Source organism: Steroidobacter cummioxidans, from assembly GCF_003104955.1.
On record NZ_LSRW01000019.1, the window covers coordinates 41,414 to 62,488 of the forward strand.

At 62.4% G+C, this 21,075-nt stretch carries 16 protein-coding genes; 11 read left to right on the forward strand and 5 right to left on the reverse strand.

Annotation, left to right across the window (positions count from 1 at the left end; all coding sequences use genetic code 11):
* Nucleotides 1–12: 12 nt before the first annotated feature.
* Nucleotides 13–342: a hypothetical protein gene (locus D0550_RS12230; protein ID WP_174842491.1), complete on the forward strand. Its 330-nt coding sequence runs from the start codon at nucleotides 13–15 to the stop codon at nucleotides 340–342.
* Between the two features lie 12 nt (nucleotides 343–354).
* Here D0550_RS12230 and D0550_RS12235 read toward each other — a convergent pair whose 3' ends face one another.
* From D0550_RS12235 to D0550_RS12255, 5 genes are all read right to left on the reverse strand, one after another.
* Nucleotides 355–834 carry a pyridoxamine 5'-phosphate oxidase family protein gene (locus tag D0550_RS12235; RefSeq protein WP_116809474.1) on the reverse strand — a complete coding sequence of 160 codons (480 nt, stop codon included), beginning with the start codon at nucleotides 832–834 and terminating at the stop codon, nucleotides 355–357.
* A complete protein-coding gene (locus tag D0550_RS12240) occupies nucleotides 801–1,229 on the reverse strand; it encodes a hypothetical protein (protein WP_116809475.1) in 429 nt (142 codons plus the stop codon). Before D0550_RS12240 ends, D0550_RS12235 begins: the two co-directional genes overlap by 34 nt.
* Nucleotides 1,230–1,373: 144 nt before the next feature.
* Nucleotides 1,374–4,247, reverse strand: coding sequence for a malto-oligosyltrehalose synthase (gene treY, locus D0550_RS12245; protein WP_116809476.1), 2,874 nt, complete (start codon nucleotides 4,245–4,247; stop codon nucleotides 1,374–1,376).
* Entirely contained in the window at nucleotides 4,244–6,040 is a 1,797-nt protein-coding gene (gene treZ, locus D0550_RS12250; protein WP_206606229.1) for a malto-oligosyltrehalose trehalohydrolase, read from the reverse strand. The genes treY and treZ overlap by 4 nt, the downstream gene beginning before the upstream one ends.
* Nucleotides 6,041–6,093: 53 nt before the next feature.
* A complete protein-coding gene (locus tag D0550_RS12255) occupies nucleotides 6,094–7,116 on the reverse strand; it encodes a sugar phosphate nucleotidyltransferase (protein ID WP_161965793.1) in 1,023 nt (340 codons plus the stop codon).
* 311 nt (nucleotides 7,117–7,427) lie between these two features.
* Here D0550_RS12255 and D0550_RS12260 point away from each other — a divergent pair, with 311 nt between their 5' ends.
* From D0550_RS12260 to D0550_RS12305, 10 genes are all read left to right on the forward strand, one after another.
* Nucleotides 7,428–8,948, forward strand: coding sequence for an OpgD/OpgG family glucan biosynthesis protein (locus D0550_RS12260; protein WP_161965794.1), 1,521 nt, complete (start codon nucleotides 7,428–7,430; stop codon nucleotides 8,946–8,948).
* Complete coding sequence (gene mdoH, locus D0550_RS12265) at nucleotides 8,933–11,065, forward strand: glucans biosynthesis glucosyltransferase MdoH (RefSeq protein ID WP_116809480.1); 2,133 nt, start codon at nucleotides 8,933–8,935, stop codon at nucleotides 11,063–11,065. The genes D0550_RS12260 and mdoH overlap by 16 nt, the downstream gene beginning before the upstream one ends.
* Before the next feature lie 142 nt (nucleotides 11,066–11,207).
* Nucleotides 11,208–11,828 carry a hemerythrin domain-containing protein gene (locus tag D0550_RS12270; RefSeq protein ID WP_116809481.1) on the forward strand — a complete coding sequence of 207 codons (621 nt, stop codon included), beginning with the start codon at nucleotides 11,208–11,210 and terminating at the stop codon, nucleotides 11,826–11,828.
* Between the two features lie 190 nt (nucleotides 11,829–12,018).
* Nucleotides 12,019–12,369, forward strand: a complete 351-nt coding sequence (locus D0550_RS12275; protein ID WP_116809482.1) for a DUF2934 domain-containing protein — start codon at nucleotides 12,019–12,021, stop codon at nucleotides 12,367–12,369.
* A gap of 121 nt (nucleotides 12,370–12,490) precedes the next feature.
* A complete protein-coding gene (locus D0550_RS12280) occupies nucleotides 12,491–14,719 on the forward strand; it encodes an ATP-binding protein (RefSeq protein WP_116809483.1) in 2,229 nt (742 codons plus the stop codon).
* Nucleotides 14,712–15,179 carry a response regulator gene (locus D0550_RS12285; protein WP_116809484.1) on the forward strand — a complete coding sequence of 156 codons (468 nt, stop codon included), beginning with the start codon at nucleotides 14,712–14,714 and terminating at the stop codon, nucleotides 15,177–15,179. Before D0550_RS12280 ends, D0550_RS12285 begins: the two co-directional genes overlap by 8 nt.
* A 2-nt stretch (nucleotides 15,180–15,181) precedes the next feature.
* On the forward strand, nucleotides 15,182–17,584 hold the full coding sequence (locus D0550_RS12290; protein ID WP_116809485.1) for a response regulator: 2,403 nt from the start codon (nucleotides 15,182–15,184) through the stop codon (nucleotides 17,582–17,584).
* The gene (locus D0550_RS12295) at nucleotides 17,574–18,209 is read left to right on the forward strand and encodes a biliverdin-producing heme oxygenase (RefSeq protein WP_161965795.1); all 636 of its coding nucleotides are present in this window, start codon (nucleotides 17,574–17,576) and stop codon (nucleotides 18,207–18,209) included. The genes D0550_RS12290 and D0550_RS12295 overlap by 11 nt, the downstream gene beginning before the upstream one ends.
* Before the next feature lie 228 nt (nucleotides 18,210–18,437).
* Entirely contained in the window at nucleotides 18,438–20,015 is a 1,578-nt protein-coding gene (locus tag D0550_RS36360) for a putative bifunctional diguanylate cyclase/phosphodiesterase (RefSeq protein ID WP_116809487.1), read from the forward strand.
* A 189-nt stretch (nucleotides 20,016–20,204) separates the two neighbouring features.
* Nucleotides 20,205–21,071, forward strand: a complete 867-nt coding sequence (locus tag D0550_RS12305; protein ID WP_116809488.1) for an STAS domain-containing protein — start codon at nucleotides 20,205–20,207, stop codon at nucleotides 21,069–21,071.
* Nucleotides 21,072–21,075: the final 4 nt, after the last annotated feature.

Here is a 21,075-nt window from a genome sequence, read left to right on the forward strand (position 1 = left end):
GGGAGCACAGCAATGAGCAGTATCTTGCGTGAATGGCGCGGCGTGATCCGACGCGAGCACCGCGACGAATATGTGACCTATATAAAAGGCACAGGCCTGGACGACTATCGCGCAACTCCCGGCAATCGGGGCGCGGCCATCGCCGTGCGCGATCTGGATGACAGGCGAACGGAAGTGATTACGCTGAGCTGGTGGGACTCGCTCGAGTCGATCCGCGCATTCGCCGGAGACGATATCGAGCTCGCTCGTTACTACCCACTGGATGACAAGTACTTATTGGAACGGCCCCGGACGGTGCAGCACTACGAATGCCATGGTGATGCCGCGCCGGGGCGCGTTTGATCCCAACCGAAGTTACATGGTCAGCTTGCGATTGTCGCCGAGCTGAGTGCGCTGGCCAGTAACCGCAGCCTTGGCAACGCCGAACAGATAAGCCGCCTTGCCAGGCGATGTCCAATACTCGGCGCGCTCTACGTGGACGCGTAACAACGCCAGGCTCGGATCCTCCGGTCCATTCGGAAACCAGGGCTTGGCGAACGGCGTCCACAACTCGTGAATGCGTCGACGATCGGTGACGACGTCCGCTGTACCCGATACGGCAACGTAGGCATCCTTGCCGCTATCGGCGAATGCCACACTGGTGCGCACATCGTTCACGACTTCATAGACCTTCGCCGAATCGATCGCGGTGTAGAACCACAACTGACCGTCATTCTCATAGGCCAGCGAGGCCAGCGGCCGCGTGTGCAATGTTCCATCCGGCTCCACGGTCGTGACCATGGCAACGCGAATATCCTTGATCAGCTCACCCAACTTCTCGAACTCGGCTTGCATGAATAGTCTCCTGTGCGCACAACACCCGAGCAATCGCGCACCATCAGCCAAGGTTCCGAAATCGCCCGCTGCGGTGCGGACCCGTCATCGAGTTGACCACAGTCGCTCCGTCGCGGACTGACTCGATACGAGCCGAGCGACTCTCGCACCTGATTCGGCGGCGGCAACGCTTGCGCGACCCGCTCCAACTCCGCCACACGCGCTCGGACCTTCTCCAGCCGCCCGACGCACTCATTCAACAGACGCGCAATCACCAGCGCCACGTCCGCGTGCAACGACGAGTCATCGTCGTCCGCGTACAGCAGCACGTCATTCAAACATCGGACCATGGCATGGATCTGCATGAGCTCGCTGCGCTCGTGCTCGATCAGTTCGGACAAGCCTGTTTCAGACATGAGTTCCTCCTGCGGCGGGTCGGGGCTCGAGTCGAGTTGGCGAAATCATACGCAGGCACTTCGCAGCTGTATATACAAACAGCCACGATTGCACCTGTCTATTTCGTCTTGATTTTTCTGGAGCATCGCGCGTCGGCGCGCGCGTTACGTGGAAAGAGACGTTGCCGCGGACGTCAGCACGGCAAGCGGGAACACGGACAGAACTTCCGCGAGACGAAGCGCGCCATCCTGAGCATCTGCGCGCGCGGACCGTGACGTGAGCACGTCGCGCAATTCGCCACCTATGTCAGTTCCGAGCAGCACTCTGGTATCACCCCAGCTCTCGCCCAATGGCAGGCGGATCTCGCCATCCATCAGCCGCGCCGCCCACCGCGGAACGATGACCACGCAGCTCCGCTCCTCATGCGTGCGCATGAAAGCGAATACGTGATCTTTCTTCTCGCCTTCCACCTGCAATGGCTGATAGTTGCCCAGAGCGAACAGCGCTGCGTCGGCAGCGCGGAGTTGCAGGAGCTTTGTGGTTACATACAGTTTGGCTCGTGCACCGTCGGATTCCTCGAGCAGCGCTTGAGCATCTGAAACATTGGAGAGCGATTCCAACTGCGTGGCGGCCGCCTCGAAGTCGACGGGCGCGCGATTGTCTGGATCCACCAACGTGAACACCGGCAACTCGGTGCCTTGATAAAAATCAGGTACGCCGGGCGAAGTGATCTTCAAGGCTGTCGTCACCAGCGAATTGATCCGGCCAAAGAAGGCAATCGTGGCTACGAACGAGCTCAGATCGCGCAGGAAAGCATTCCGCTCGGGATTGCTCAGCAGCTGCACGATGAACTCGCTCACCGCCCGTTCGTAGTCGGCATTCGGATTGATCCAGGACGTCGAGCGCTTGGCCTCGCGCCCGGCCTTGGTCATGTACGCCTGCAATCGCTCGATCAGTCGTTCGGTGGGCAGCTCCGGCGACCACAGTCCAGCCAGCGTCTGATACAGCAGGTACTCATCCTCGCGATCCGGCGCCGGCCCATCTTCCACCTGGCGCCGCTTGTTTCGATTCAGCTGCGACCAGCGCGACAGGTGCTGCTTCCACAGATCCGGCAACTCGCTCAGCACCGCGATGCGAGCCCGCACATCCTCGCTGCGTTTCGTGTCATGCGTCGAAGTCGACAGCATGGCATGCGGCCACAGCCTGGCGCGCTCGAGATTGGCCTGGTGCAAGGCCGTCGACGACACGCCGAAGCGACTCGGATCGCCGCCCACTTCATTCAGACAGATCAGGCGATTGAAACGGTAGAACGCCGTGTCCTCCACGCCCTTGGCGGTCACCGGCGCAGTCACCTGCTGGAACTTCATGGCGAACTCGAGCATGGCGTTACTATGCGACGGCAAGCGCCCTTGCGCGGCGGTACTCAACAGCACATCGCTCAGAAAATCGAAGACGCTCACTTCCAAGCCCGTGCTTCGCCGCCGCGCCAGCGCCGCCGCCCAATGAATGATCCTGCGATCCTCATCACCGATGCCGCGCGGAGAGATATAGGTGCGATACACCGGGAAGCACGCGATCACCTCTCGGATCGCCTCGCGCAGTGCGCCTCGGGTGAAATCAGCCGTGTGCCGATCCAAGTGAGCAATGCGGTCCAGTTGAGTCGCCAGCACTTCGACCTCGGCACCCAGCGATGAACGCATCACCAGTTGCTTGCTTTCGTATGCGATCGCTTCGAAGGACGCCTCGTTCTCGGTGAAGTTGCGGTAGCGGCGAGTCATGCGCGACTCTTCGTCTCCGCACACCAGCCAGGTGGTCTGCAACGCCGCGTAGTCATAGCCGGTCGTGCCATGGACGGCCCACGTCTCGGGCAGGCGCTCATGAGCGGCCAGGATCTTCTCTGTCACCACATACAGCGGTCGCCGCCCAGGCTCGCCGCCAAAGCGTTCCTGCAGCCGCAGGAAATATTCCTCAGGATCGTACAGGCCATCGGAGTGGTCGATGCGCAGGCCATCGATGCTGCCGGCGTCGATCAATTCGAAGATCAGCTGATGAGTCGCGTCGAACACGCTGCGCTCGTTCATGCGCAGCGCCGCCAGATCGTTCACATCGAAGAAACGGCGGTAGTTGATCTCGTCGACGGCAACGCGCCAGTACGACAGGCGATAGGCCTGCGCTTCCAGCAACGCGTCGAGTGCATCGAAGCTCTCCGTCTGCCCGGGCGTGCCATTGATGCGGGTGACACTCTCGTCGATGTGGCGCAGGACTTCGGGGCTGCGCTCGATCAAACGCGCCAGGCGACGTTTGTGTGCTTCCTTGTCCCGATAGCGCACAGCCACTGCTTCAGTCGAGGTATCGTCACGCGGCGGCAGACTGCTGAAACTGGTGAGCAAGCTGTCGAAGTCGGCTCGATGCGCGTTGTCCTGCGGCAGCAGTTCCGCCGAGATCGGTTGCGAGAAAATGCGCGGATACTCACGCGGATCGATCGGCAAACGATGATCGTGATAGCGCACCGAAAAGCTGCCGTCAGTGGCATCGAACTCGACCTGCAATTCGCCGCGCTCGATCACCAGCCCATAGGAGTCGCCCAGTATCGGCACGAGGATGCGGTCTCGCATCGAGCCCCGGTTTGGCCGCCAATCGATGTCGAAGTGATGTGCATAACGCGCGGCGGGCCCATTTTCCAGCACGTCCAGCCACCAGATGTTGTCGTCGCCCATCACGCCCAGATGATTGGGCACGATGTCGACGATCAGGCCCAGCCCATGCTCGTGCAGCGTCTGCACGAACCGATCGAAGTCCTCGCGCGTGCCGAGCTCCGGATTGAGCTGCGAGTGATCGACCACGTCGTAGCCATGCATGCTGCCCGGCCGAGCCCTGAGAATGGGCGATGCATAAACGTGACTGATCCCGAGCCGCGCCAGGTACGGCACGATGCGCGACGCGTCGTTGAATGTGAACTGGTGATTGAACTGCAGTCGATACGTGGCGCGAGGAATCTTGAATCTCGCACCCGGCTCGGTTGGCACCAGAGCATTCATGACGCTGCCAGCGACAGCCTGACTTCCCAGGGACCGAGCTCTTCGCTGTGCGCCGGTGCGCCGGCGATTGAGTACCAGAGCTCACCCGGGCGGGGCACGGGTTTCGCCTGATCGCCGAAATTCGCTTGCATCAGCAACGCGCGACCATCCTTCAACGGCCACGTCACGGTGAGCGTGCAACCGTCGGTTGTATAGCGCGCAGCACCTGGAATGATCTCGGGAATCAACGGCGCCAACTTCTCGGCGCGCACTCTCAACAGTTCTTGTGTGTACGCGAGCCATTGGCGATGCGGCGCACGCGCACGCTCATCCAGGTCGAGCTGGCTGGCGCGATAGGTTTGCTCAGCATTGGGATCGGGAATCTGCTCGCGCCGCTGCTCGTCGGCGAACGCTCCGAAGGACGCGAACTCGTTGCGCCGGCCTTCGCGAATCGACCTGGCCAGCTCGCCCTGATAGTCGCAGAAGTACAGGAACGGCTGCAGGGCGCCGTATTCCTCGCCCATGAACAACATCGGGATCTGGGGAGCCAGCAAGAGTACAGCCAGACCGACGCGCAATTTCTCCGGCGGCGCCAGCTGAACCAGCCGCTCACCGCAGGCACGATTGCCGATCTGATCGTGATTCTGGAGGAAACTCACGAAGGCGGTCGGGGGCAGCCCAGCGCTGCGCTCGCCGCGGGCGTGGCCGTCGGTCCGATAAACCTCGCCCTGATAGGCAAACCCTTCGGTAAGCACGCGACCGAGATGCTCGACTGGCCGCTCGGCGTAGTTGCCATAGTAGCCATCGGCTTCGCCGGTCAGCAGGATGTGCATGGGGTGATGAAAGTCGTCGTTCCACTGCGCCACCATCGAACGCCCCTTCAGGCCCAGCCGGCGCGCTTCGTTGCGATGATTCTCCAGCACCACATGCACATATCGCTCGCTGCCGGGGCCGCTCTGTACGCTGTCCACCAGCTCGTCGATGAAATGAGTGTCGCCCTCGTCGAACATGGCGTGCACGGCGTCGACCCGCAACCCGTCGAACTGATATTCGTTCAACCAGTACAAGGCATTTTGAATGAAGAACTGACGCACGACAGGATGCGCAAAATCGATAGCGCTGCCCCACGGCGTGTGATGCGCCGAGGTGAAGAAATCCTCGGCGTAACGATGCAGGTAATTGCCTTCCGGCCCGAAGTGGTTGTAGACCACATCGATGAGCACCATCAGCCCACGCTCGTGCGCCGCCTGAACGAAACGTTTCAAATCCTCAGGCCGACCGTAGCTCGGCTGCGGCGCATATAACAACACTCCGTCGTAGCCCCAGCCGCGCCGTCCGGCAAACGTGTTCAGCGGTAGCAGTTCGATGGCCGTAATACCGAGCCTGGCCAGATCGTCCAGATGCTCGATCGCCGCGGCGTAAGTGCCCTCGCGGGTGAAAGTGCCAACATGCAATTCATACAAAACGGCTTCGTACCAGGGACGACCCTGCCAGCGAAGGTCGCGCCATCGAAATGCATCGGGGTCGAGAATCTCGCCGGGACCGGTCACGCCCTCGGGCTGGAATCGCGAAGCGGGATCGGGGACATCGAGCTCGTCGTCGATGCGCAGTCGATAGCGGGCGCCGGCCCCGACGCCGCGCGCCAATGTTTCGAACCAACCCCCGGCCAGCGCCGTGAATTGCTGTAGCGACGGTGCGCCGTTGCTGGCCTCCAGTACCAGATCGACGCGTCGTGCACCCGGGGCCCAAAACCGAAATTGAGTCCCTTCGGCGCTGAGCTGCGGGCCGAAATGCAATGGAACGGAATGGCTCACAGCAGATCCTTCGCGGGCTTACCTGCCCTTTTCATTCATACGCGGCCTGCAGATCAGAGCACCGCACCCGACAGGGAACGCTCGAAGTGCGCGTGCCGGGCGGCGAGATTGATATAAGTGGAAAGCTCGGTCATAGGACCGACGGTGCGCTCACCGGTAAATTTGCGCACGGTCTCGCCGACGCGATGCGGAGTCCCCAGATCGCTCCAGCCACACGGCGGCACGCGCAGCACCGAAAGCAACGCCTCATGGCCTTCCAGCAGATCCCGTGAGAAATCCAGATCGGGCAGCCTCGTATACATATCGACGATAGCCGGCCAGCCACCCGCCGAACGGTGCTCGAGCGCGTTGCCGACGATGACTTGCATCTCCATGACGATGGGTGCGAAGCGCGGCAGGAACAGGTTCAACAGCGCACGCGCCGACGCCGCAATAATAAAGGTGTTCCATAAGCCGCCGGCGCGCACGATCTGGGCTGCCACAGGCAACTCGGGTTTTTCCACGAACCGCGCCACAGTTCGGCCACCGAACGGATCGAGCTGGTCCGGAACGATGTAACCCAGCTCGCCATCCGGTTCATCGGGCTGCAGGCCCAGCAGCACCGGCCGATCAGGACAGCGCAAGACATATTCCATCGCGGCCTGCAGCGACCGTTGCAGCGTCGACTCCTGCGCTACGTAGTGATCGGAAGGCAACAACAACACCTGCGCGTCCGCGTCCTGGCTTAAAATATGCACCAGTGAGTAGAGGATGCCGATGGCAGTGCCGCGGTTGCTGGGCTGAACGATCAGATTGGGGTGCGGGAGCGTAGCGAGCGCCGGCATGCTGGACCACCAGCGATGGTGCTGCTGAGCCACGATGGCGCATACACGCTCCGCGTCGACCAGGGATCGTGCACGCGTCATGGCGTCTTCCACCAGCGATTGACCGCCGCTCAAGGAGCAAAACTGCTTGGGCACCGGCGTACCGCAAGGCTGAGTGGTCAACGCGCGCAGCCGGCTGCCTTCGCCTGCCGCCAGAACTAATGCCCATTGGTTGGGGTGGCCACGATCCGCGGCTCGCGACGCGTCGGTCATGCTGGTCTCCGATAAGAATGCGGTACGAACGGTGTAGGCTGGTAAAGTGGTTGCTGTTGTGGCGGTAACGCCACGAGCAAACATCGCAGCGTCTAACCCGCGACGAAGCGACGCAGTTCCGCGACAGTGATGAAATCTGGAACTGCGACAACGAGACATGCGTAGACCTGAGGATTGAACGCTGCTCGCGCCCGCGGCCTTTGAACCAGGAACGATCGATTCGGATGAATTCAGGCGAGTCAGCAAATTCTCGGGACCCCGGCGTCCCGCCCACCCCGCGCACACGACCTCCCCTGCCGTCGCAGAAAGTCATGCGCCGCTATTGGTTGTTGATGCTCGCCATCACTTTCTCCTGTGTGGCGGGTGCTGCATCGGTGAAGCCGGCAGCCGACAACACGCGCGCGGCGAGTTACAAGTTCACGCCGGCCACCGTGACGGATCTGGCCAAGCGAACTGCCGCGGCCGCCTATGTGCCCAAACGCCTGGAAGGCAACCCGGCACTCCAGCAGCTTTCTTACGATCAATATCGCGACATCCGTTCCAGACCGGACATGGCGCTGTGGCGCAACGAGCAGGTGCCGTTTCGCATCGAGCTGCTGCCGGCCGGCTTCCTGTTTCAAACACCGGTGAAGGTGTCGATGGTGGAAAGCGGCATGGCCACCGATCTGAGCGGCACGCCCAACTTGTTTGCGCTCGGCCCGCATGTCGCCAAGCTGCTCGACAACCAGACCTTGCCGCTGTCGGGCTTTCGCGTGCGCACGCTGCTGAATTCCCGCTCGGTGTGGGATGAGTTCATGGTGTTCCAAGGCGCCTCCTACTTTCGCGCCGTGCCGCGCGGCGGACAGTACGGGTTGTCGGCTCGTGGCCTGGCGATCCGCACCGCGCATCCGGCCGGCGAAGAGTTTCCAGCGTTCACGCAGTTCTGGATTGAACGCCCCGGGGCCAATTCGTCTGGCATCGTCGTGCACGCCTTGCTGGACAGCCCGTCTACCACGGGCGCGTATCGGTTCTCGATCCAGCCGGGCAACGAGACCATCATGGATGTAGACGTGACGCTGTTCCCGCGCGTCGACCTGGACAACATCGGTATCTCGCCACTCACATCGATGTTTCTGTTCGATGAATCTGAGCGCACCCGCATTGACGACTTCCGCGATGAAGTGCACGACTCGGACGGTCTGCAAGTGGTTACAGCTTCGGGCGAACGCCTGTGGCGGCCGCTGCGCAATCCCACACAGCTGCAAGTGTCGGCCTTCACGGCCGAAGCGCCGCGCGCGTTCGGCCTGGTGCAGCGGTCCCGGCGCGTCAGCGACTATCGCGATTTCGAGGCCAAGTACGAGGTCCGTCCGAGCGCCTGGATCGAGCCCACCTCAGACTGGGGCAAAGGCTCCGTCGATCTGGTGGAAATCCCCACTGAGAATGAGAGCAACGACAACATCATCGCGTTCTTCCGACCGCACTACGTACTGCCGGCCGGCAAACCCTGGCATGTGTCGTATCGCCTGCGCTGGAACGCGACGCCGCGCGTCACCCCGTCGCTGGGACGAGTGACCGCGACCCGCTCCGGTCCGACGATCGATGGCAAGCGTCGTATCTTCGTCATCGACTTCGCTGGCGCGGGGCGTAACATCGAGGATCTCAAGATTGACGTGGGCGCCTCGGCGGGCAAGCTGTCGCACCCAATGTTGCAGCAGAACCCATTGACCAAGGGCGTGCGCGCCAGCTTCGAGCTGGATCCCGCGGGCAGCAATCTGGTCGAGTTGCGATTGCGGCTGCTGCGCGCCAATCGTCCCATTACTGAAACCTGGCTTTATCGATGGACGGCCAGCTGAAATCCCCGACGACTGCCACTGAAGGTCGCGACGTAGTGCGCGGCGGCATGCCTTTCGAGCGCCCGATCGACATGCCGGTCCAGGATCTACGACGCGCTCCGGAGGTCGTGCGTGCGCTCGGACCCGCACCGATCCGGGCAATATTTGCACGCGCCATCGTGATTCTCGCCACGCTCGGCCTGACCGGCTACGCGCTGTTCGAAATGCTCAGCATCGTCGAATTCTCGAAGATGACGGTGCTGCAAGGCGTGATGATTTTCTTCTTCACCGTCACGTTTGCATGGATCGCGTTCTCCGCCGCTTCGGCCATCGCCGGCCTGCTGGTGCCGGTCCATATCCCGAAGACGCAGGCATCGCTGTCCGGTTCGCGGACCGCGCTGCTGATGCCTATATATAACGAAGATCCGACGGCGACGACCTCGGCGCTGCAGGCGATGGCCGAAGCGCTCGCGCAAGCCGGGGCCGCGCAACACTTCGAGATCGTCATCATCTCGGACTCGACGCAGGTCGATCCCTGGATCAATGAATCGCTGGCCGTCGATCGGCTGCGGCGTGAGCTGCGCAATGTCATGCCGGTCTGGTATCGCCGCCGCTGGCACAACACCGGCCGCAAGGCCGGCAATGTCGAAGAGTTCGTCAAGCGCTGGGGCGGACGCTACGACTACATGATCGTGCTCGACGCCGACAGCCTGATGGCGGCGGAAACATTGATCGAGCTGGTTCGTCGCATGCAGGGCGATGCGCACCTCGGCATCCTGCAGACCGTGCCGATGTTGCACGGTCATTACAGTTTGTTTTCACGCATCCAGCAGTTCGCCGGCCGCGTGTATGGCGGCATCATCGCGCGCGGGGTCGCGACCTGGTCGGGCAACGAAGGCAATTACTGGGGCCACAACGCCATCATTCGCGTGGCCGCGTTCGCTGAAGCCTGCGGCATGCCACAGCTGCCGGGCCGCAAGCCGTTCGGCGGCCATGTGATGTCGCACGACTTCGTCGAAGCCGCGTTGATGCGCCGGGCGGGTTGGAAAGTTCGCATGGCGCCGGACCTCGACGGCTCGTGGGAAGAGAGCCCGCCGTCGCTGATCGACGTGGCGGTACGCGACCGACGCTGGGCACAGGGCAATCTGCAGCACTCCAAGATCATCGGCGCCGACGGCCTGTCGACCGTCAGTCGCGGTCATTTCTTCATCGGCATCATGAGCTATCTGTCCTCGCCGCTGTGGCTGATGCTGCTGGTGGTCGGCTTCGCCCTGACGTTGCAGGCCACGCTGATCCGCCCGGAATATTTCAGCCGCAGCTTCCAGCTGTTCCCGGACTGGCCGAAGTTCGATGCGGTGCGCATGACCCAGCTGTTCATTTTCACCATGGTCGTGCTGTTCGTTCCCAAAGTGCTGGGCATGCTGCGCTCGTTGTTCAACAGCAAGGTGCGCAAAGGCTGCGGCGGCTTCCTCGGCATCATCGTCAGCACGGTGGTAGAGACATTGCTGTCCGCGCTGTACGCGCCAATCATGATGCTGGTGCAGACTCAGCATGTCATCGAAATCTTGACGGGACGCGACTCGGGCTGGAATGCACAACGACGGCGCACGGATTCCACCGCCTGGAGCGAATCGGCCGGCATTCATTGGGTACACGTCTTCATCGGCGTGCTCACCGGCATCATCGCTTATCTGATATCCCCTACATTGGTGGCGTGGCTGACACCCACGCTGGCCGGTCTGTTGCTATCCATTCCGTTGTCGAAGATGAGCGGCAGCGTGCTCGCCGGACGCGTAATGCATTCACTCGGCCTGTTGCGCACGCCCGAAGAGAAACACGCACCGGCGGTGATCAGACGTCGCGATGAGCTGCTCGCTCAGGCCAAGGAGCCAGCTCGCGACGGTCTGCGTCTGCTCGCTTCCGATCGTCAGGCTCGCTACGCGCACATCACCGGCAACTTGCCACGCCCGGCCGAATCACGCGGACATCCGGATCCGCATCGCCTCACCGCCGAACAAAAAGTGCACGATGCCACTACGCTCACAGAAGCGCTGACGTGGCTCGGCCCTGCCGAGAAAGTGCACGTAGCAGGCGATCCGCGCATGCTCGAACGGCTCGCCGAGTTGCCCGAGAACTAACATCCAACAACATCACTCGCGACGGCGAGTGATGCTGTCCTCGCTCTGCTCTCAGGGTTCCTGCGCAGGAACTATAACTAAGTGCAGCTCATTGCTCCTGCGAGCCAGCCCACTCGCACATTCACATTCGAGGAGCAAGCACATGGCACGAGCCAATCACACGAGTTCGAGCGACGCACCGCGCGATGCGATCGCGTTGCTGAAGCAGGACCATCGCGCAGTGGAAGCATTGTTCGACGAGTTCATGGACGCCGACGAAAGCGAGCAGTCCGAGCTCGCCACACGCATCTGTCAGATGCTGACCGTGCACACGCAGATCGAAGAGGAGCTGCTGTACCCGCAGGCCAAGCAGGCCTTCGACGAGGAAGACGACGAGATGGTATACGAGGCCGAGATCGAGCACGGCTCCGCCAAGGAGCTGATCGCCAAGATCGAGGCCGGCACGCCCGAGGACCCGGAGTTCAAGCCGCTGGTGACCGTACTCTGCGAGTACGTCAAACATCACGTCAAGGAGGAAGAGAAGGAGCTGTTCCCCGCGCTCAAGGAAACCGAGCTGGATCTGAAGGAGCTGGGCAGCCAGCTTGCGCAACGGAAAATGCAGCTGATGGAACAGATGGGCATCGAAGCCGAAGAGGCGCCAGCGCCTCAGCGCAAGCGATCCGGCTCGCGGTCCACGCGGACTTCAGCAGCCAAGCGTCGCCAGGCTCGGGCGGGAAGCCGGAGCAAGTCGGCACGCAGCTCTGCAAGCCGCGCACGCCACTGACACTTGAGGTGGCAGTCACGTCAATGGTCCAGCAGGCGGTGGCTCTTCCACGAGAGTCGCCGCCGTTTTCTCGAGTGAGTGCGGTCGGCAAAACGTGCGCAGCGCGCACCGTCATGTAGAACCTGGAACCTTTGACGCTCGATGACGATTGGGATCGAGCACTGAACATAACTGCCGCCCGGAGATCGTCATGGCGAGCCGCCCCACAGGTTCAAATCCGCGTTCCAAGAAAGCATCGACCCGCACTCTGCCTCCGGTCACGACGGTGACCAACCAGGAACAGAAGCTTGCGGATGCCGAAGCTGTCGACAATCGGGCCGCCGATGGGGTCGTTGGTGAATCCGTCGCGCATGATGTAAAGATCACCGGAAACAGCTTGCAGCAGCGCGAGCTGCCGTCGCTCTCCGAAAGTCGCGAAGCGAGGATTGCCGAAGCGGCGTACTGGCGTTCCGAGCGTCGCGGCTTCACGCCCGGCCAGGAGCTCGACGACTGGCTGAACGCCGAAAAGGAAATCGACCAGCAGAACGATCGGCGCGAGTAAACAAATGTCGGTAATCCGCCGGCCTGGACTCAGCGGCAAAAACGACGCTTACAAATGATCGGAACTTTCTTCCGCGCCCAGGCATTGCTTCGCGCAGAAAATTAAGCTCGACGAGCAACGGATGGTATCAGCGGTTTCGACATCCGATCTCAACCTCGACCTATGCGCGCAAGAACCTATCCGGATTCCGGGCAGCATTCAGCCGCACGGCACGCTCGTGGTTGTGGATCCCAACAGCAGGCGGATCGTGCAGGCCAGTGCCAACGCGCCGGCACTGCTCGGCAAAGACCGCGGCGGCGCCGTGCTCGGCCTGTCGTTGACCGAGCTGGTCGGTGAATCCGCCGAGCGTCAGATCACCGCATGGCTGGCCAATCCAGACAGCAGTTACCTGAGAACCCTGGATGTGAATGGCCGGCGCCTGCAGGTGCTGGGCCACCAGACCCGCCAGGGCATCATCCTCGAATTCGAACAGCCGCCGGAGAGCGAAGGAGAAACGCTCGAGGCCTATTACCCGCGCGTCGGCCGCTTCATGGAGGATCTGCCGGCCTATGAGAGCGTCACCGATCTGTGCGTGGCTGCCGCCCGCGAGTTCAGGCAGATCAGCGGCTTCAACCGTATCCTGATCTATCGATTCGACGAGCAATGGAATGGCGAAGTGCTGGCCGAGGATGGCGATGGCGTGCTGCCCTCCTACGCCGGCCTGCGCTTTCCCGCGTCGGATATTCCGACTCAGGCGCGCGAGCTGTACCGCCTGAACAGCTTGCGCGTGATTCCCGACGCGAATTACACGCCCGTGCCGATCGAGCCGCCTCTGGACGAAGGCGGCACGCCGCTGGATCTGAGCTTCGCCGCGCTTCGCAGCGTCTCGCCCGTGCATCTCCAATACATGCGGAACATGGGCACGCTCGCGTCCATGTCCATTTCGGTGCTGGTCGATGGTCGTTTGTGGGGACTGGTATCGGCTCACAACGCCGCGCCTCGCCGAGTGAATGCTCAAGCGCGCACCGCGTGCGATCTGCTGGGCAAAGTTCTTTCCCAGCACATCGGCGCGCGTGAGCGAGGCGCGTACGCAGCCAAGCGCATCGAGCTGAAGCGGGTGGAAAGCGAGCTGCTGACCAAGATTGCGTCGAGCGATTCCTTCCAGAGCGGCCTGGGCGCTCACGCGAGCACCTGGCTGAAGATCGTCGGCGCGACCGGCGCCGCGGTTCTGCATGATGACTCAGTGTTTACCGCCGGAGCCGTGCCCGCCGCCGAGCGGCTGCGCGCGCTCGCGGAGAAACTCCATCAGGAGGGGACCGATTCCTTCGTCACTGACAGGCTATCCCAGCAGTGGCCCGAGTTCGCCGACATCGTCGATGCGGCGAGCGGTGTGCTGGCGATTTCAATCTCTCAGCTGCATTCGAGTTACATCCTCTGGTTCCGTCCCGAAGTGGAACGGACCGTGTTGTGGGCGGGCGATCCGCGCGAAGCCAAGCAGGTCGAAAATGAACGCCTGACGCCACGCAACTCGTTCGCCAGCTGGAAAGAGCTGGTCAAAGGTCGCTCGCTGCCGTGGTCGCAAGCCGAAGTCGATGGCGCGGTGGATTTCCGGAGCGCCATCATCAATTTCGTGCTGCGTCGAGCCGAGGAGCGCGCCGAGCTCACCAGTCAGTTGCAACGTTCGAATCGGGAGCTGGAGTCGTTCTCCTATTCGGTGAGTCACGACCTGCGCGCTCCCTTCCGGCACATCGTCGGCTACACGCAGCTGCTGCGCGATCGCGAGCAATCGCTGAGCGAGCAATCGCTGCATTATCTGGACAGCATCAATGAAGCTGCGGCCTCGGCCGGTCAGCTGGTCGACGACCTGCTGAGCTTTTCGCAGCTCGGCCGCACGGCGCTGTCGATGTCGCCGGTCGACATGCAGAAAGTCGTACAGGAAATCGTGCGCTCGGTCGAGCCCGATACCCGGGGCCGGCAGATCGACTGGCGCATTCAGCCGCTGCCACCGACCAATGGCGATGCACCCCTGCTGCGCCAGGCCCTGTACAACCTGGTGGACAACGCCCTGAAGTACAGCCGTGACCGCACCCCCGCGATCATCGAGATCAGCGGTGAACAACATCCGTCGGAATGCGTTTACACAGTGAGGGACAACGGCGTCGGCTTCGACATGGCGTATGCCCACAAGTTATTTGGCGTGTTCCAACGGCTGCATCGGATGGAGGATTTTGCCGGTACCGGCATCGGCCTGGCGCTGACCCATCGGATCATCGAGCGACACGGCGGCTGGATCGAGGCGCGTGGCGCCCTCGATCGAGGCGCGGAATTCCGTTTTGGCCTACCTCGCAAAGGAGCAAGTGTCGATGGCTGATCTGCGACCCATCCTGCTGGTCGAAGACAACCTGAAAGATATCGAGCTGACCCTGGCCGCACTGGCCAAGTGTCAACTGGCCAACGACATCGTCGTGGCCCGGGATGGCGCCGAGGCGCTCGACTATCTGTATTGCCGCGGCCAGTACAAAGACCGCCTGCCCGGCGATCCGGCCGTGGTGCTGCTGGATTTGAAGCTGCCCAAGGTCGATGGCCTGGAGGTGCTCGCCAAGATCAAGTCCGATGGCGGGACGCGCTCGGTGCCGGTGGTCATGCTCACCTCCTCGCGCGAGGAAAGCGATCTGGTCCGCAGTTACGAGCTGGGCGTGAATGCCTTCGTCGTCAAGCCGGTGGATTTCAACGCGTTCTTCGAAGCCATCCAGGATCTGGGCATGTTCTGGGGCGTCCTCAACGAAACCCCGCTGCGCACCCCGGCGGGCATGAGCGTTCAGAAGAAATAGTCATGTCCGCCGAGCTTGCCTCTCGCCCGCACTTGCAGACTCGCATTCTCCTGCTGGAGGACAGCGAGATCGACGCCGAGCTGGCCATTACTCATCTGGCCAAAGCAGAGACTCAGAACAGCGTATGCCGTGTGTCCACTCGCGAAGACTTCATGCGCGAGATCGGCAGCGGCGGCTACGACGTGGTGCTGGCGGATTATTCGTTGCCGGACTTCGACGGGCTCGCGGCGCTCGACATCGTCCGCGAGCGTCATCCCGAGATGCCTTTCATCTTCGTCTCCGGCGTGGTCGGTGAGGAATTCGCGATCAATGCATTGCGCCGGGGCGCGACCGACTATGTGATGAAACGCGGCTTGAGCCGCTTGCCGGCGGCGGTCGATCGTGCCGTCGCGGAAGCGCGCGAGCGCCAGGATCGCGTGCGAGCTGAACAGGCACTGCGTATCAGCGAGACCAGCGCACAACTGGCGATTCAGACCGCCGGTCTTGGCCGCTGGGAGTACGATCCGGCCAGCAGCACGTTCGATCTGGATACGCGCTGTCGCGAGCTGTTCGGCCTGGCGCCGAGCGTCGTCGCCAATCAGGACTCATTTCTCAAGTGCTGTCACAGCAGCGACCGGCAAGAGATGGAAGCCATTTTCCATGCGGCGCTGAGCGGCTCGGCGGCGAACAACTTCGCCAGCGAGTTTCGCATCGTCCGCCCGGGCGATGCGCAGGAACGCTGGGTGTCATTGTCGGGCCGTGCCTTTCATGACTCAGGCACCTGCACTCGGCTGATCGGCATCATCAACGACATCACCGAGCGCAAGCAGGCCGAGACGGCCTTGCAGGATTTGAATCAGACGCTCACCTTGCGGGTCGCGCACAAGACCGCCGAGCGCGATCACTTGTGGCAGCTGTCGAAAGACCTGATGGCGGTGATGACGCCGGTCGGCGCGCTCATCGAAGTGAATCCCGCGTGGCAAGCCTCGCTGGGGCATGGCACGAGTGAAGTGGTCGGCGAGCATCTCGCGAAGTTTGCGCATGCCGATGACGCGGCCCTGGTGCGGCAAGCAATGGCGCAGGCCGCTCAGGAAAATCAGCGACCTTTCGTCTGCAGATTCCTGTGCCGCGACAGCGAACCTCGCTGGGTCTCGTGGTCGACCGCGCTCGGCCATGGCTGCATCTATGCCGTGGGCCGCGACATCACCGAAGACAAAGCGGCGCAGGCTCAACTCGAAGAGGCGCAGGAAGCTCTGCGTCAGGCGCAGAAAATGGAGGCAGTCGGCCAGCTCACCGGCGGTCTGGCGCACGACTTCAACAACCTGTTGCAGATCGTGGTCGGCAACATAGAAACATTGCAACGCAAGCTGCCGCCGGGCCTGGAGCGCTTGCGACGCGCCGCCGATCACGCGATGGCCGGCGCACAGCGCGCGACCAATCTCACGCAGCATCTGCTCGCCTTCTCACGCAAGCAGCCGTTGAATCCGCGCCCTGTGGCGGTCAACCGGCTCGTCGCCGGCATGTCGGAAATGATCCAACGCACGCTCGGCGAGCTGATCCTGGTCGAGAACACGCTGTCACCCGACTTGCGGCACGTGGAGATCGACAGCAACCAGCTCGAGATCGCACTGTTGAATCTGGCGGTGAACGCCCGCGATGCCATGCCTCATGGCGGCAAGCTCAGCATCGAAACATTCAATCTGGATCTGCGCAACGCGCTCCGCGGCACGGTGGAAAATCTGCCGCGCGGCGAATACGTCGTGATCAACGTTCGTGACACGGGCGTCGGCATGGCGCCCGAAGTGCTGGCGCGAGCCTTCGAACCTTTCTTTACGACCAAGAGCGTCGGCCAGGGCACGGGCCTCGGGTTGTCGCAGGTCTACGGGTTCGTGCGCCAGAGCGGCGGACAGGTGCGAATCACCTCCGCGGACGGCGCCGGCACCTCGATTCGTATCTACTTGCCTGCCGCTCGTCCCGACGCACAGCTGCCCGAAGATGACGGTCAATTCGAGTCTTCGCTCGCCGCCGAGCGCGAGACCATTCTGGTAGTGGAAGACGATCCCGATGTACGCGCTTTTACCGTCGAGACCGTGCGCGAGCTTGGCTACGATGTGCTCGAAGCTCGCGATGGTACCAACGCACTGAACCTGCTGCGCCAGACAACTCCCGGCGACATCGATCTGTTGTTCAGCGATGTGGTGCTGCCGGGAGGCATCAACGGCCAGCAACTGGCACAGCAGGCGGTGCTGCTTCATCCGCGCTTGAAAGTATTGTTCGCGACCGGCTACGCGCGCGATGTCATCGTGCATCATGGAAGGCTCGACCCGGGCGTGCAGCTGATCACCAAACCCTTTGCCTTCGATGACCTGGCAGCGCGCATCCGCAGCGTGCTCGACGGTCAGGATTCCGCTCGCCATGCAAATTGAACAAGCATCCGCGCCAAACCTCGGCGCCAACCCCAAGTTGAATCGCCGCAACTCGCTGCGAGGCGCGACCGATCATTTGCATCGCGACCTGGACCGGATCGCCGCCGGGTTCAACCTGGCCGATGCCACTCACTATCGTCGTTTCCTGCAGGCCAACGCCGCGACGCTGATTGCGATCGAGCAGTTGCTGGAGAACGCCGGTGTCGAGCAACTGGTGGCCGACTGGCCCGAGCGTTCGCGTCGCGCCGCCATCCTTGCCGACCTGCACAGCCTGCAGTCCGAGGTGCAACCGCTCGCGTTGCGCCGTACTGCGCCGACGCCCTCCGAGGTGTTCGGCATTTTGTATGTATTGGAAGGCTCCCGTCTGGGCGCGCGCGTACAGCTTGACCAGGTACTGGCCAGCACCGACGAGAATGTTCGTAACGCTGCGTCGTATCTGAGTCATGGACAGCCCGGTGAGGGCAGTGGCTTGTGGCGCAGCTTCCTGCAGCAGCTCGAGACTCACGAGGCCGCCGACGATCAGACTCAGACTGTGTCCGGCGCAGTGTATGCCTTCACTATGTTCATTCGCTCCTTCGGCCAGGCGGCGAGCGATCTACAATTGCGCACTGCACCGGCCGCCTAGACAGCGTGCTGGGCAGGATGCCCGAATGTGTCGGGCAGGGATGCCCCAATGCAGCGGGCACAAGGAAGCGCAGGGATGCGCAGGACCGGCCAACTGTTAAGTCACAACCGGCCCTACGTCGAAATTTTGGCCGCCGGCGAACCGCGCGGCCCAAAACTGTGCGCCACATCCGGCGCCGACTGACTTCATTTGGCGACACTGCCGTCGTCGAAGTGAATACACGTCTCAATGTCCTACCTTGCCGTTTGTGCCATCGCCGCACTGTGCGCCGTCACAGCCTGGGCAATCACGCTTCACCTACGCATGCGCAAGCTGGACGCGCGAGTCGTCGAGGCCGAATCGCGACATCGCGAGTTCATCGAGCAGGTGGAGCACGGCGGCTTGGTCCGTCGCAAGATCGAGGCGCAGTTGCTGGAGAAACAGCAGCGACTGGATCGCCTCGCCCATCACGATCAGCTGACCGGCCTGCCCAATCGCCTGTTCCTCTCGGCCCATCTGCCCGCGGCCATCGAAGAGGCTCGCCGCAAGAAAGCGGCGCTGGCGGTATTGTTCATCGATCTCGACCGCTTCAAGCACGTCAATGACACGCACGGTCACGAGACCGGCGACAAGCTGCTGCAAGCGGTATCGCAACGGATCAAAGATGCCGTGCGTAACGAGGACATCGTGGTGCGCATGGGCGGCGATGAATTCGTGGTTGTGCTCAACATCGTCAGGAGCAGCAACCAGGTGCAAGAGACAGCCTCACGCATCACCAGTGCGCTGGCGGTACCACTGGAAATAGATGGCAAGCCGCTGGTGACGACTGCGAGCGTGGGTGTGAGCATGTTCCCGCGCGATGGCGAAGACGTCGGCGCCCTGCTCCGCCACTCGGACACGGCGATGTATCAAGCCAAGGACCGTGGCCGGAACAACTTTCAGGTGTTCAGCCCGGTCATGGACCGCAAGCTCAAAGAGCGCGTCGCCATCGAGACCAGCCTGCGAGCCGCGTTGGAATCCCAAACCCAGCTCGACGTGCATTATCAGCCGCTGATCGATCTGGAAACCCGGCGGGTCGTGACCTTGGAAGCGCTGGTGCGCTGGAAACATCCGATCGAAGGGTATGTCGCGCCGCTGCGCTTCATCCCCGTGGCCGAGGAAACCGGGTTGATCGCGGCACTCGGCGACTTCGTGATCAAGCGGGTCATCGACGACATGGTCCAGTGGCGCAAGGCCGGCCACTCGGTGCTGGTGCCGGTGGCAATCAATGTCTCGCCCGGCCAGCTGGCCCGCTGCGATCTGCGCCAGCGCATTGCCGAGCTGACCCAGGCCAACGCGCTCAGCCCGGCGATGCTGCAGATCGAGCTGACCGAGGGCGCGATGTTCGACCAGGTCGAACCGCGCCACGGCTCGAATGCAAGCGAGGCCGGCGTCGATGCCATCAACGATCTGCGCGCGCTCGGCGTGCGCATCGCCATCGACGATTTCGGCACCGGCTATTCGTCGCTGAGCTATCTGAAGCGCTGGCGCGTCGACTACCTGAAGATCGATCGCAGCTTCATCCGCGACCTGGTCACCGATTCCAACGACCATGCGATCGTCGGCGCCATCATCGCCATGGCCCAGCATCTGAAGATCCGAGTGATCGCCGAGGGTGTCGAGGGCTGGTCGCAGTTGGAAACCCTCCGCAAGCTCGGCTGCCGGTACGCGCAGGGTTACCTGTTCGCCGAGCCCGTACCGGCCAATAAGTGCCGCGATTTCTTGAACGGCCGCCCGCTCGGCCTCAACGACCTCGACACCGACCTGCTCAAAGTCGTCAGCGCCTGACCCGGCCCGCCCGCTAGAAAAAATTTCAAAGACGCGGAACCGCGCCACGGCGTCGCGCGTATCAGACGGTCGGGCGTCACTCGCGGGGTGGGCGCCCATCCTCGAGACTGAATCGAAGGCTCCGCGAGCGAGCCATCCCCATAGCCCTTACGATCCTGGCCGCACCGAAGGCCACAACAGGAGTCGCGGATGAACCGACTGGCAAGTCGACTGCCGGCCTTTGTCGAGCAGCACCAACAAGAAATTCTTACCGAGTGGGTCAGACTGCAGTTGGAATCGGGCGCATGGCGCGCCGGACGATTACAGGAAACACAGTTGCGCGACGAGTCGCAACGCTTCCTCGACCTGCTGGTGAACAACCTCAAGAACGGCGCCCAGTTCGACACCCGCAACTCACAATGGTCCGACATCCGTGAGTTCCTCGGCGACCTGTCCCGCAGCCGTGCCATTCAAGGCTTCTCGCCATCGCAAGTGGCGACCTTCGTGTTCTCGCTGAAGCAGCCGATCTTCAGCCGCCTGCGCGGCAGCCTGGTCAATGAACCCGAGGCGCTGGCAGACACCATGTGGGAAGCGACCACGCTGCTCGACTCGCTGGGTCTGTACACCACCGAGGTCTATCAGCAGGCGCGTGAGTCGGTCATCTCACGTCAGCAGGAAGAGTTGATCGAACTGTCGACACCGGTGGTCGAGCTGTGGCCCGGCGTTCTGGCCTTGCCGCTGATCGGCACGCTCGACAGCGAACGCACCCAGGTCGTGATGGAAACACTGCTGCAGCGATTGGTCGCCACTGGCTCCAGCATCGCGGTCATCGACATCACCGGCGTGCCGACCGTCGATACCCTGGTCGCCCAACATTTGCTCAAGACCGTGTCGGCCGCGCAGCTGATGGGTGCGGACTGCATCATCAGCGGCATCCGTCCGCAGATCGCGCAGACCATCGTGCACCTCGGCATCGATCTGTCCGCGGTTGCAACCAAGGCCAGCCTGTCCGACGCCTTCGCCCTGGCACTGAAACGCCTCGGGCTGGCTGTGACATCAGCCGCCGCGCGAGGATAACGCC